Source organism: Stenotrophomonas sp. JAG2 (assembly GCF_041080745.1).
In the GTDB taxonomy this organism is placed as follows: Bacteria; Pseudomonadota; Gammaproteobacteria; order Xanthomonadales; family Xanthomonadaceae; genus Stenotrophomonas; species Stenotrophomonas maltophilia_AA.
Window position 1 is genome coordinate 24,189 of record NZ_JBEUMH010000004.1, and the last position, 14,880, is coordinate 39,068.

Consider the following 14,880-nt stretch of genomic DNA (forward strand, 5'->3'; position numbering starts at 1 on the left):
TGTCAGCGCCCCTCCCCGGTCGCGCGACCGGGACTGGCAGGCTCGGGGGGATCATCCAGGCGCAGGCGCTGCAGCACGCGCCCATCGGCGTCCAGCACCTCGATCGTGGTCGCTGCGGCGACCGGCGCCGGCAGCTGCGGCCGCAGGGCCACCCGCAACGCCTGTGCACGTTGCCGTGCAAGGTCGGCCTGGCCGGCAGGCGCGGTGAGCTGCAGCCGTCCGCCGCCACGCGCCACCAGGGCCTGCGCGGCCGTTGCGATCACCGGTGCGCGGTCGGCCCCCAGCTGCGCGCTGCCCGTGGGGAACAGCGCCTCGCCCAGCTCGATGCGCGCGGGTCGCGATGCGGTGGGCGCTGTCGGCGGTGCGGTACTCAGCGCACCCTCGGGCATGCGCACACCGAAGTCGAAGCGCACCGGCAGCCCGGGGGTGATGCGACGGACCAGCGGGTTGGGCGTGGTGAAGCGCGCACCGGCCGGCAACGTGGACGGATCCACCTTCAGGATGAAGTTGCGCCCGCGCGCCTCGCCGCCCGGAATCCCGACCAGGTGATAGCGGCCGAAGGCATCGGTTTCCATCAGCAGGCCTTCCACCGCTGCGATGCGCACGCCGGGAATGCCGCGCTCACCGTCATCCTGGATGCCGTTGCCGTTGCGGTCGTCGAACACGCTGCCGACGATCAGGCTCTCATCGAGCAGCGGATCGGTGGTGATCTCCACCTCGGCCGAGGCCACGTTGCCGATCGTGCGGTTCTCGCCGTCGATGGCGGTGATGCGGTTGGTGTGCACCCCCGTGCCGGTCCCGGCGCCGACGCGCAGGTAGTACACCACCGTGGCGCGCTCGCCCGCGGCCACGTCGATGCCGTCGATGCGCAGCGGCTGCACGCCGCTGGTGCGCGCGTCGTTGTCGGCATCGAGCACCGCGAATCCGCCGCGCACGAAGGTGAAGCCCGGCGGCAGCGTATCGAGCAGGGTGGCACCGTTGGCATCCACCTCGCCGACGTTGTCGATGGTGACGGTGTAGCGCACCAGGTCGCCGATCTGCGCGCTGCGCTTGCCGGCCACCTTGGTCAGGCGCAGTACGGCCTGCTGGCCGGCCACGGTGACCGCGACGTTCGCTTCGGCGCACAGCGGTGTCGGGAGGGACACATCGCAGACCCGGTAACGGAAGCTGTCGGTGCCGGCGAAGTTGGCCGCCGGCGTATAGGTGCAGACGCCGTTGGCGCACTGCACGCTGCCGTGCGTGGGCGCCACCGCGACCTGCAGCGACGCCGGATCCAGTGGCGCGGTACGCGCACTGTCGTTGGCCAGCACGTTGATCGCCAGCGGCGCACTGCTCTCCGCGGTGACGGCATCGTCAGCCAGGGTGAGCACGTTCGGCTCGACCATGACCGTGACCGTGGCACCGGCACACATCGCCGGATTCGCCACCTCGCAGACCTGGTAGTCGAAGGTCTGCTCGCCGGAGAAGTTGGCCAGCGCGGCGAAGCGGATGCGGGCACGCGGCAGCACCGTGGCCGTGCCATACGGCGGCGGCGCGGTGATGGTCACGGTGACGGTGTCCGGATCGATCGGCGTGCCGTTGACGCGGTCGTTGCCGAGCACGTCGATCTCGATCACGCCGTCCTGCGGGATTTCCACCCGGTCGTCTTCAGCATCCACGCCTGGATCGCCGACGATGACGGTGACGGTGACGTTTGCGGTATCGCAGACGGTCGGCTGGTTGAGCAGGCAGATCGTGTACGTGGTGCCATAGCTGCCCGGCGCCAGCCCGGCAGCCACATCCACCCAGCCATCGGCGCTGAAGGCCAGGGCGTTGGTGGCGACCGGTGCGAAGCTCACCTGGGCCGGATCCAGCGGCGCGGCGTTGAACGTATCGTTGGTGAACACATTGAACAGGCGCGTGCGGCCGGACGGACCGATCGGGCCGCCGCTGTCGTCCACCGCCAGCAGCGCACCGACGGGGCCCTGCACCCGCACCGTGGCGATCGCGGTGGTGCAGTTGGTCGGCACGCCGTTCTCGCACAGCTGGTAGGCCAGTTGCACCTGGCCGGGCTGCACACCCGCCGCGACCATGATCTGGCCCTGGTTGTTCATCGTGTAACCCGGCGTGCTGCCGGTCAGGCTGGCCACGACGCTGCCCACCGGCGGCGGCGAAACGTTGTTGAAGCTGTCGTTCTCCACGACCGAGCGGGCGATGGTGCCGCCCACGGCCGGATCGACCGGGGTGCCGGTGAAGTCGTCGTTGACCGCGAGCACCACGTTGGCCGAGCCGGACAGGGTGAGCGTCACGGTCGCGTCGCCACATTGCGCGGTGTACGGCGCGGGCAGGCAGACCCGGTAGCTGAAGTTCACCGGCCCCGGCGTGCCCGACGGCGCTGTGTAGCTGAAGCTGCCATCGGCATTGAACACCAGGCCCGGCAATGCGCCGCTGGTGAGGGTGTAGAGCGCACCGGCGACGACATTGTCATTGGCGCCGACGTTGGCCGTGAGCGGAAGCCCGGCAGGCACGGTGAAGCTGTCGTTCTGCGGGACCGGGGTGACCACCACGGTGACCGTGGCGGTGGTGCAGTTGGCGAGCGCGGCGGCTTCGCAGATCTGGTAGGTCACCAAGGTCGCGCCGCCGGTGACGCCGCTGCCGATGCTGATCGTGCCGTCCGGGTTGATGCTGACACCGGCCGGTGCACCGATCAGGCTGAGCTGCACCGCTGCCGCCGGCGGCGGGCTGACGCCGTTGAGCTGATCGTTGGCCAGTACGCTGAGCGAGGACGTGGTGCCCGGTACGAGGCCGGTAAGCACGTCGTCACCGGCCACCAGCGTGCCGGTGTTGATGTTGATCGTCACCGCAGCGGTGCCGCAGGTCGCGGCGTACGGCGCAGGCAGGCAGGTCTGGTAGGTGAAGCTGACCGGACTCGGCGTGCCTGCCGGCGGCGTATAGGTGAAGCCACCATTGCTGGCCAGGGTCAGGCCGGGCGGCGGCGTGCCCTGCACGGTGTAGAGCGCACCGGCGGGCATGGCGTCGTTGCTGGCCACGCTGTTGCTCAGGGTCTGCCCGACCTGCACCGAGAACGCGTCGTTCTGCGGGGCGGGGCTGACCACCACGGTGACGCTGGCGGTATCGCAGTTGCCCGGCGCGGCGGCTTCGCAGATCTGGTAGGTGATCGTCGTGGCACCGGAGGTCGTACCACTGGCCACCGTGATCGTGCCGGTCGGCGTGATGCTGAAACCGGCCGGTGCGCCGACCAGGCTCAGCAGTACATCCGCCGCTGCCGGCGGCGAGACGCCATTGAGGCTGTCGTTGGCCAGCACGCTGCCACTGGAGGTGGTGCCCGGCGCGACGCCGGTGAGCGTGTCATCGACGGCCAACAGCAGGCCGTTGTTGATGTTGATGGTGAGGATCGCGCGGCCGCACAGGCTGCCGTTCGGCGCGGGCAGGCATACCTGGTAGGCGACGCTGACCGGGCCGGTCACGCCCGCAGCCGGGGTATAGGTGAACGTGCCATCGGGGTTGAAGGTCAGACCCGCCGGCGCAGTGTCCTGCAGGGTGAACACCGCACCCGGCGGCGTGTTGTCGTTGGCGGCGACCGTGTTGCCCAACGTCTGTCCGGCCTGCACTGCGAAGGCATCGTTCTGCGGTGCCGGGGTGACGACCACGGTGACGCTGGCGGTATCGCAGTTGGCCGGCGCCGCCGCTTCGCAGATCTGATAGGTGATCGTGGTCGGACCGGACACCACACCGGTGCCCACGCTGATCGTGCCGTCCGGCGAGAGGGTGAAGCCACCCGGCGCGCCGACCAGGCTCAGCACCACATCGGCGGGCGCCGGCGGCGAGACACCGTTGAGGCTGTCGTTGGCGAGCACGCTGCCGCCCGTGGTCGCACCGGGCAGCACGCCGGTGAGCGTGTCATCGCCGGCGGTGAGCGTGCCGTTGTTGACGTTGAGGGTGACCGTGGCCGTGCCGCACAGGCTGCTGTCCGGTGCTGGCAGGCACGCGCTGTAAACGAAGGTCACCGGGCTGGGCGTGCCGATCGGCGGTGTATAGGTGAAGCTGCCATCGGCGTTGAACGCAAGCCCGGCGGGCGGCGTGCCCTGGATCGCCCAGGTGGACCCCGGCGGCAGGCTGTCATTGGTCGCCACACTGTTACCCAGACTCTGCCCGGCCTGTACCGAGAAGGCATCGTTCTGCGGCGTGGGACTGACGATCACCGTCACCGTGGCCGTGGCGCAGTTGCCTGGCGCGGCGGCTTCGCAGATCTGGTAGGTGAGCGTGGTCGCGCCTGCCATCGTGCCGGTGGCGACGCTGATGGTGCCGCCGGGCGTGATCGCGAAGCCGGCGGGCGCGCCCACCAGGCTCAGCACGACGCTGGCCGCGGCCGGCGGCGAGACGCCGTTGAGGCTGTCATTGGCCAGCACGCTGGCGGCCGACGTGGTGCCGGGGGCGATGCCACTGAAGGTGTCATTGCCGGCCAGCAGCGCACCGGTGGTGATGTTGAGGGTAACCGTGGCGGTGCCGCACAGGGTCGTGTTCGGCGCCGGCAGGCAGGCCTGGTAGGTGAAGTTCACCGGCCCGGTGGTGCCACCCGGCGGGGTATAGGTGAACGAGCCATCGGCATTGAAGGTCAGGCCGGCCGGCGGCGTGCCCTGCAGCGTCCAGCTGGCGCCGGGCGGCAGGTTGTCGTTGCTGGCCACGCTGTTGCCCAGGGTCTGCCCCAGCTGCACGCTGAAGGCATCGTTCTGCGGCAGCGGCGTCACCACCACGGTGACGCTGGCGGTATCGCAGTTGTTCGATGCAGCGGCTTCGCAGATCTGATAGGTGAGCGTGGTCGGGCCGGCGGTCACCCCGCCACCGACGCTGATCGTGCCGTCCGGATTGATCGTGAAGCCGGCCGGTGCACCGACCAGGCTCAGCAGCACATCCGTCGCGGTCGGCGGCGAGGTGCCGTCGAGGCTGTCGTTGGCCAGCACGCTGCCGGCCGTGGTCGCGCCCGGCAGCACGCCAGTGAGCGTGTCATCGGCGGCGGCCAGGGTGCCGGTGTTGACGTTGAGCGTCACCGTGGCGGTCGCGCACAGTGCCGCGTTCGGGGCCTGCAGACAGGCCTGGTAGGTGAAGGTGACCGGACCGGTGGTGCCGAGCGGCGGGGTATAGGTGAACGTGCCATCGGCATTGAACACCAGCCCGTTCGGCGGCGTGCCCTGCACAGTCCAGGTGGACCCGGCCGGCATGCCATCGTTCGCCGCGACGTTGCCGTTGCTGATCGTGCCACCGGCCTGCACCGCGTAGGCATCGTTCTGCGGTGCCGGACGGATCACCAGCGCAACCGTGGCGGTATCGCAATTGGACGGCGCGGCGGTTTCGCAGATCTGATAGGTCAGCGTGGTCGCGCCGGCGACGACACCGGTCGGCACGTTGATCGTCCCATCCGGGGCGACGCTGTAACCGGACGGTGCACCGACCAGGCTCAGCTGCACGGTGGCCGGCGCCGGCGGACTGACGCCGTTGAGCGCATCGTTGCCGAGCACGCTGGGCGTGGCGGTACCCGGCGCGATGTCGGTGAAGCTGTCGTCGGCGGCCGCCAACGTGCCCAGGTTGACGTTGAGCGTGACCGTCGCCGTGCCGCAGACACCGGCATTGGGTGCGGGCAGGCAGGTCTGATACGTGAAGGTCACCGCACCGGTGGTGCCCACCGGCGGCGTGTAGCTGAAGGTGCCGTCGCCATTGAACACCAGCCCGTTCGGGGGCGTGCCCTGCACGGTCCAGGTGGACCCGGCCGGCATGCTGTCGTTGGCGGCGACGCTGCCGTTGACGAGCGTGCCACCGGCCGGCACGGAGAAGGCATCGTTCTGCGGCGCCGGCGTGACTACGATGCGGATCGCGGCGGTGGCACAGTTGGTCGGCGATGCGGCTTCGCACAGCTGATAGGTCAGCGTCGTGGTACCGGCGGTGGCGCCGACGGGAATCTGCACGGTGCCATCGTTGTTGATCACGAAGCCGGCCGGTGCACCGACCAGCAGCAGCTGCACCGTCGCCGCGGCCGGCGGGCTCACGCCATTGAGCGAATCGTTGGCCAGCACGCTGGGCGTGGCGGAGCCACCGGTGAGCGGCACGGCGAAGGTATCGTCGTTGGCGACCACGGCGTTGACGGCGATGGTCAAGGTGGCCGTGGCGGTGCCGCACAGGGCGGCATCCGGTGCGGGCAGGCAGGCCTGGTAGGCGAACGTAACCGGGCCGACGGTGCCGGCCGGCGGCGTATAGGTGAAGCTGCCGTTGCTGTTGAACACCAGTCCCTGGGGCGGCGCGGTCACGCTCCAGGTCGAGCCGGCCGGCATGTTGTCATTGCCCGACACGTTGCCGCTGTTGGGCTGGCCGGCCTGCACGGCGATCGCGTCATCGACGGGTGCCGGACGCACCACCAGCGCGATGCTCGCGGTGGCGCAGTTGTTCGCCGCGGCGGTTTCGCAGATCTGGTAGCTCAGCGTGGTCGCGCCGGTAGGCGCATTGCCCGCCACCGAGACCGTGCCGTTGGGGTTGATCGTGAATCCGACCGGCGCGCCGACCAGGCTCAGCGAGACGCTGGCGGCCGGTACCGGGCTGACGCCGTTGAGCGCATCGTTGTTCAACACGCTGGGCGTGGCAGCGCCCGGCGCGATCGCACCGAAGCTGTCGTCGGTCGCGACCAGGGCGCCGTTGTTGATGTTGAGCGTGACCGTGGCGGTGCCGCAGACGGCCGCGTTCGGCGCCGGCAGGCAGGACTGGTAGGTGAAGCTGGTGGGGCTGGTGGTGCCGGCCGGCGGCGTGTAGCTGAAGCTGCCGTCGGCATTGAAGGTCACACCGGCCGGCAGTGCGCCCGGCACGCTGTAGAGCGACCCGATGGGCATGTTGTCGTTGCCCGACACCGTGTCGTTGATCGTCTGGCCCGCCTGCACGGCGAACGCATCGTTGACCGGCGCAGGCGCCACCACCAGCGCGATACTGGCGGTGGCACAGTTGGACGACGCAGCGGCTTCGCAGATCTGGTACGTGAGCGTCGTGGCGCCGGCGGCGGTCCCGGCTGCGACCGTGACCGTGCCATCGGCAGCGATGGCGAAACCGGTCGGCGCGCCGATCAGCGACAGCACGACCTCGGCAGGCAGCGGCGTGGCCGCATTGAGTGTGTCGTTGACCAGCACGGACGGCGAGGCGGTACCGGGGGCAAGCGGCGTGGCGAAGCTGTCGTCGACCGCCACCAGCGTGCCGCTGTTGACGTTGAGGGTGACGCTGGCCGTCGCGCAGACGCCTGCGTCCGGTGCCGGCAGGCAGACCTGGTAGGTGAACGGGATTGCGCCACTGAAGCCGACCGGGGGCGTATAGCTGAAGGTGCCGTCGGCCGCGAGCACCAGACCATCCGGCGGGATGTTGAGCACGGTGAACTGGGCGCCCACCGGCACATTGTCGTTGCTGGCCACCGAGCCGTTCAGCACCTGGCCCGAGGGCGTGGACAACGCATCGTCCACGGCGGACGGCGCGACCACCACGCGTGCGGTGGCGATGGCGCAGTTGGATGGCGCCGCTGCTTCACAGAGCTGGTAGGTCAGATTCTTCACGCCTGCCGGCGTGCCCGGTGCCACCGTCACCGCACCTTCGGCGGTGATGGCCAGCCCGGCCGGCGCGCCCTGCAACGACAGCAGCACATCGGCTGCCGCCGGCGGAGTGCTGCCATTGAGCGCATCGTTGGCCAGCACCGAGAGGGTGCTGCCGCCGGTGACCGGGTTGATCGGGGTCGTGCTGAAGTCATCCGGATTGGCGGCGAGCGTGCCTGCGTTGACGGTGATGGTGGCGCTGGCATTCGCGCACAGCGTGGCGTTGGGCGCCGGCAGGCAGACCTGGTAGTCGAACGTGACCGGGCTGGTGGTGCCGACCGGCGGGGTATAAGTGAAGCTGCCGCTGCCGCTGAACACCAGGCCGGCCGGCGCGGTGCCGGTGACGGTGAACAGCGCGCCCGGTGGCACGTTGTCGTTGTCGCCCACGGCGCCGTTGAGCGCTTGCCCGGCCGGCGTGGAGAACACATCGTTGGTCGCCGACGGTGAGACCACCAGACGGATCGTGGCGCTGGCGCAGTTGCCCGGCAGCGCCGCTTCGCAGACCTGGTACGTCAGCACCGCAGCACCGCCCACCGCGGTGGGCGGCACCTGCAGCAGACCATTGGCATCCAGCGCGTAGCCGGCCGGGGCGCCGACCAGGCTGAGCAGCACGCTCGCAGGGGCCGGCGGTGTGACGCCATCCAGCGCGTCGTTGGCCAGCACGCTGACCGTGGTGGTGCCGCCGGGCGCGAGCGGCGCGGCACTGAAGTCGTCATCGCGCGCCAGCAGCGTGCCGGCGTTGACGTTGATGGTCGCCGTGGCGGTGCGGCACTGGGCGGTGTCCGGCGCCGGCAGGCAGACCTGGTAGGTGAACGTCACCGGCCCGGTGAAGCCGGCCGGCGGCGTGTACTGGAACGTGCCGTCCGGGCCGAACTGCAGTCCCGCCGGCGCCGGGGTGGTCAGGGAGAACACCGCACCGGCCGGCGCGTTGTCGTTGCTGCCGACGTTGCCCGCCAGCAATTGACCGGCCGGCGTGGAGAACACGTCGGCCTGCGCGGACGGTGCCACCAGCAGCCGGATCTGCGCCGAGTCGCAGTTGCCCGGCAACGCCGCTTCGCACAGCTGGTAGGTCAGCGTGACCGCACCGGCCGGGACGCCGCTGCCGACCGTCACGCTGCCATCGGAAGCCAGCGTATAGCCGGCCGGCGCACCGACCAGACTGAGCAGCACGTCCGCGGAGGCGGGCGGCACGGTGCCGTTGAGGCTGTCATTGACCAGGACCGAAGCGGTGCTGCCGCCGAGCTCGGGGTCGATCGGTGCGCCGCGGAAATCATCGTCATTGGCGATCAGGGTGCCGGCATTGACGTTGAGGGTGACCGTGGCGCCCGCACACACCGCGTTGTCCGGCGCAGGCAGGCAGGCCTGGTAGGCGAAGGTGATCGCGCCCTGGGTGCCGGCCGGCGGGGTATAGGTGAAGCCGCCATCCGGATTGAACACCAGCCCGGCCGGCGCGGTGCCACTCAGGCTGAAGGTGGCGTTCGCCGGCACGTTGTCATTGCCGGCCACGTTGCCGGTCACTGCCACGCCCACCGGTGTGCTGAAGGTATCGTTGACCGCCACCGGCGCCAGCAGCAGGCGCACCGCCGCCGTGGCGCAGTTGCCGGGCAGCGCCGCTTCGCACAGCTGGTAGGAGAAGTCGACCGCCCCGGACGCTGCACCGCCCGGCACCGAAATCGTGCCGTTGCTGTTGAGTACATACCCGGCCGGCGCACCGACCAGGCTCAGGATCACCTGGGCCGGCGCAGGCGGAATGGCACCGTTGATGGTGTCGTTGGCCAACACGCTGTTGGTGGTGCCGCCGGTGGTGGGCGTGATGATCGCGCTGCGGAAATCATCGTCATTGGCGACCAGGGTGCCGGCATTGACGTTGAGCGTGACCGTGGCGGTATCGCAGACGCCCGCCCGCGGCGCGGCCAGGCAGGCCTGGTAGTTGAACGTGGTGGTGCCGGTGTACTGCGCCGGCGGGGTGTAGGTGAAGCTGCCATCGGCGTTGAACGCCAGGCCGGGCGGAGTCGCGCCCGTCACCGCGAAGGTGGTGCCGGCCGCGGTGTTGTCGTTCACCGACACATTGCCGCTGAGTGCCGTGGCGACCTGGGTGGTGTACGCATCCGCCACCGCATCCGGCGCGATCACCACGACGATGGTGGCGGTGGCGCAGTTGCTGGTACCGGCCTGGCACAGCTGATAGGTCAGGGTGACCGGGCCGGCGGCGGTACCGGCAGGCACCTGCAGCTGGCCGGCGGCATCGAGGGTGTAGCCGGCCGGAGGGGCGTTGATCAGCGAGAGCGCGGCCTGCGCGGGAAGGATCGCAACACCGTTGAGGGTGTCGTTGCCCAGCACGCTGGCGGTGAGCCCACCGGCGCTGGTCAGCGGCGCGCTGCTGAAATCATCGTTGGTAGCGACGATCGCACCGGGGCTGACGTTGATCGTGACCGTGGCGCTGTCGCACACGTTGCCGTTCGGTGCCGGCAGGCACACCTGGTAACGGAAACTGTCCGGCCCGGTGTAGGCCGCCTGGGCGGTATAGCTGAAGCTGCCGTCCGCGGCGAGCGTGACGCTGCCGTGCGCGGCCACCGCCAGCACGCTGAACTGCGCACCGGCCGGCACGTTGTCGTTGCCGGCAACCGTCCCGGCCAAGGCGATGCCCGCAGTGGCCGTGACGATGTCGTCCACCGCATCCGGCGCGATCACCAGCTGGACGTTGGCGGTGGCGCAATTGCCCGGGCTGGCCAGTTCGCAGATCTGATAGCTGAAATTCACCGCACCGGCGGCGGCGGTGGCGGGAACAATCACCTGCCCACCGGCGTCGACGGCGTAGCCGGCCGGCGCATTGCTGAGCGTGAGGGCAACCGTGCCCGGCGCGACCGCCGCGCCGTTGAGCGTGTCGTTGGCGAGCAGGCTGACGCTCGTGGTGCTCCCCGGCTGCAGCGGTGTGACGAACAGATCGTCCACGGCGGCGATCTGGTTGCCCTGCACGTTGACGCTGACGGTCGCGCTGTCGCACACCGTCGTATTGGGCGTCGGCAGGCACACCTGGTACGTGAACGAGTCCGGTCCGGTGTTGGCGTTGGTCGGCGTATAGGTGAAGGTGCCATCGGCGTTGACCACCGCGATGCCCCGGGTCGGCGCGATCCCCAGCGTGTAGGCGGAACCGCTGGCGATGGTGTCGTTGCCGGCCAGGGTGCCGGTCGCGGGTTGTCCACCGCCCGGCGTGGTGACCGTATCGTTGACCGCGTCCGGGCTGACGATCAGATTCGCCGTGGCCGTGGCGCAGTTGGCCTGCAGGGCGTTCTCGCAGAAACGGTAGGTCAGCGCCAACGGGCCGGCCGCAGCGGTGGCAGGCACCTGGATCGTGCCGTTGGCATTGATCGCGAAGCCGGCCGGTGCACCGACCAGGCTCAGCGTGACCTGCGCCTGCGGCACGGTGCCGCCGTTGAAGGTGTCGTTGCCGAGCACGCTCGGGGTCAGCCCGCCGGTGCCGGGCGGAAGGGGCGTGGCGAAGGTGTCATCGACGGCGACCAGCGCGTTCGCATTGACCACGATCGAGGCGGTCGCCGTGCTGCAGACGGTGCCGTTCGGTGCCGGCAGGCAGACCTGGTACTGGAAGGACGTCGCCGCGGCGATGCCACCGGCGGGCGCGTAGGTGAAGCTGCCGTCGCCGTTGAGCGTCAGACCGGCCGGCGGCACGCCGACGGCGGTGAAGACCGCGCCTGCCGGTGCATTGTCGTTGGCGGCCACGGTAGCGGTCAGCGAGGGCGCGCCACCGGTCGCGTTGAAGCTGTCGTTCACCGCGGTCGGGCCGATGATGAGGCTCACCGTCGCGGTGGCGCAGTTGGTCGGCGAGGCGTTCTCGCAGATCTGGTAGGTCAGCGTGGTTGCCCCGGCGGCCGCACCCGCGGGCACGGTGATCACGCCTGCGCTGTTGATCGTGAAGCCGGACGGTGCGCTCTGCAGCGCGATGATCAGGTCGGGCCCGTTCACCGGCGCGCCGTTGAGCGTGTCATTGCCGAGCACGGTGGGCGTGCTGCCGCCCGTGGTCGAAGAGATCGCCGTGGCAAAGGTGTCGTTGTTCGCCACCAGCGCGTTGGCCTGCACCGGCACCGCCGGCGTGGTCGCGGTGTTGTCCCCCGGGGTCGGGTCGGTGGTGCCCACCGGCAGCACCAGCGAGACGCTGTTGGCCGGCACCGTGGCCGGCGTGGTGGTCGGTGCCGTGCCCGTGACCAGCAGCACCACGCTGTCGTTGACCCCGACAGTGACCTGCACGTTGATCGCATTGCCGCTGCCGGTGGCCTGCGCGCACGACGAGGCGGCGGTGGTGGCCTGGCAGGTCCAGCTGACATTGGTGAGCAGCGCGGACACGGTATCGACCACGCCCACGCCCGAGGCGGCCGACGGGCCCGCGTTGTTGACCTGGATGCGGTACTGCACCGCTCCACCGGCCGCGACCGGTGTGGCGCTGAGCAGCGCCTTGGTGACGCTCAGCTGCGCCTGCAGGGCCAGTGCATTGCTGTCGATGGCGCTGTTGTTGCCGGGCGCGGGATCGCCGACATCGGCCGGTGCCGTCACGGTGGCGGTGTTGTTGAGCGGGTTGGGATAGCTCTGCGCCAGCAGCGGCGGCGGCAACAGCAACGCCAGCAGGGCCACCGCGCGCGCGATGCAGGCCGAAGCCGTCCCTGCCCTGCTGTATGTGCCGGTTGCTGCCATGCGCTCATCCTCGAAAACAGTGGTCCTGTCCATCCCCTGCGCAGGTCACCCCGCGCCACACGCCGTGCTGCACCGGGCGCTAGTACGCGCCCGGGTTGCTGCTGAAGCTGACCGGTACGCTGATCGTGGCCTGCCCGCCGTTGATCAGGTTCACCCCCACGCTCACCGCGTTTCCGCCGACGGCACCGCCGCTCGCCGCGGCGCAGGTGCTTCCGCTGGTGGCGCTGCAGGTCCAGGCGCCGCGCAGCGTGGTGCCGTTGGGCAGGCTGTCGGCGACCACGGCGTTGGTCACCGCATCCGGGCCGTCGTTGCGGACCAGCAACGTGTAGGTCGCGGTGCCGCCCGGCGTGTAGCTGCCGCTGCCATCGGTCTTGGTGATCGACAGGTCCGCCTGCCGCGTCCGGTTCGTGATCCGGCACACCAGGGTGACCGCAGTGGCGGTCATGGCCGGTGCCTGCAGGGTGAAGCTGCCGCCGCTGCCAGAGGACACCACGGTGTTGTTCTGGTCGGTGCACTGCCAGGTGCTGGCGTAGCGGGCGAGCGTGGTGCCGGCTGCCGCGGCTTCGGCCAGTGCGTAGCTGCCTCCGGGGACGGTGATCACCGCGGCGGTGGCGCCGTTGTTGCCGACGTTGCTGGCCGAGCCGACGGTACTGCCGTTGTAGGTGATGGAGAGATTGAAGCGCCCGGTGTCGCTGGTCGGCTGCAGGTCCTTGACCAGCTGCAGCGTCGCCGCACAGGCCTGGGTGATGCCTTCCACGGTGAACACCGCCTGGCCGATGCGGATGCCGAGCAGGGCCAGCAGGTTGTCGACCACGCCGCCGAGCAGCGCGGTCAACACCGGCGTGACCAGCGCGTTGACCTGCGTGCGGATCGGCGTGAGCAGCGTGTTGACGATGCCGTTGACCAGGTCGGCCACCGGCAGCGGCAACGGGATGCCGCCCAGCAGGGTGACCGTGGGATTGCCGCTGGTGACCTGGATGCTGAGCGAATTGACCAGGGTGGAAACCATCGTCGCCGCACTGACGGTGCCGGCGCTCAGCGTGCGTGTCTGTGGGTATGGGCCGGTGAAACTGGCGCTCTGCAGCCCGGGCGTGGCAGTGGCGAAACTGCGGATGGTGACCGTCAGCGGGATGGTGATGTCGGCCACCGGCGTGAGCAGGCCGAACACGTTCGCCGAGACCCGCACGCGCACGCTCAGCGAGGTCAGCGTGGCCGCGCTCAATGCGGTGTCGGTCAGCACGGTGCTGCGGTTGAAGAACGTGGCATCGCTGATCTGGCCGACGTAGAGATTCACCAGGCCCGGCCGCGCCTGCAGGGTGACCGCATTGCCGACCAGGTTGATCGCCGAGATCGCGCCTTCGGCACGCGCGACATCGGCGTACACCTGCAGATGCAGGACATCGGCGGTGATGCTGGTGTTGGAGAGCGTGACACCCAGCAGATTCAGGCCGCTCAACGCCGCCGAGAGCGTGCCGGTGTTGAGCCCCTGCACCAGATCCAGATCCAGCTTGATGCGGATCGCCGCGCTGTGGAATGCCGCGCCCGCCGCGCCGCAGGTATAGACCGGCGGCTCGACCACCTGCAGCCACAGGCGCACGTTGGCGACGCCGTTGAGGCCGAGTGCGGCGGTATCCACGGTGATCGGCGCCGGCGTGGTGAGGACGTTGCGGAAGTTGTAGAGCTGGATGCCACCGGTCAGCAGGTCCAGCACGTTGAGCCGCACCGTCGCCAGCGAGCCGGTGGGCAGTGCGATCTGCAGGATGTCGGCCAGGCGGATGTTGCCGCTCAGCCCGGCCGCACCGAGCGGGAGCGCGTTGAGCACGTTGGCCGCCGCGGTCTGCCCGTCGGCCTGCAGCACCTGCACCATCGCCGCACGCAGCTGCCCCAGCGTGATGTTGGCGTTGAGCACCTGGCTGGGATCACTCACCACCACGCCGCCGTTGAGCTGGGTCAGCAGCGCGTTGAGATTGATGTTGGCGCCCGCCAGGTTGTTCCAGTCGGCCACGCTGAGGTTGACCGTGGTGCCGGGCAGCAGCGCGCCGAACAGGAGATTGAGCACGGGGCTCTGGGTGGAATCGATCGAGGCCAGGCGCGGCCCCGCGCTCACGCACGCGCCGGCCGTGCAGGCCGATTGCGCGCTGGCGGTGGAAATACCCGCACTTAATGCGATCGACATCACAAATAACAGCGAAACAGCCCTCAAGCTGAATCGCCGTAACGCCAACCTCACAACAGAAACTTTATCCATCGGCCATCCCCTGCGTCCTGGCCGAAGCGGTCTTTCACGGGCCGGTGGGTACCGACCATGATCGACAGGGCATCGGCCTGCTTCCGATGTTTTGGATATCCCGGCGCGTCATGGCCGGCTTGAGGGATTAACTACGTGCACGCAGGGAAACCGTCAAACCGGCCACGGTGCGTGCAGGGGGAAGTTTCACTGTCGGCCAGAAGTTTCACGGTGGAGCGCTCGGCGCGACAGGGGCGGCAAGTCATTCTGTACAGAGTGGGAAAAGAATCACTGCCCGGTAAGTATCGATAACCATCCACCGTTCAAGGAACGATA

General features: G+C 69.6%; 2 protein-coding genes. Both read right to left on the bottom strand.

From position 1 onward, the window contains the following. Positions 1-2: 2 nt before the first annotated feature. A complete protein-coding gene (locus AB9O74_RS06095) occupies positions 3-12,317 on the bottom strand; it encodes an Ig-like domain-containing protein (protein ID WP_369348765.1) in 12,315 nt (4,104 codons plus the stop codon). Positions 12,318-12,396: 79 nt separating this feature from the next. Continuing rightward, complete coding sequence (locus tag AB9O74_RS06100; protein ID WP_369348766.1) at positions 12,397-14,493, bottom strand: hypothetical protein; 2,097 nt, start codon at positions 14,491-14,493, stop codon at positions 12,397-12,399. Positions 14,494-14,880: the final 387 nt, after the last annotated feature.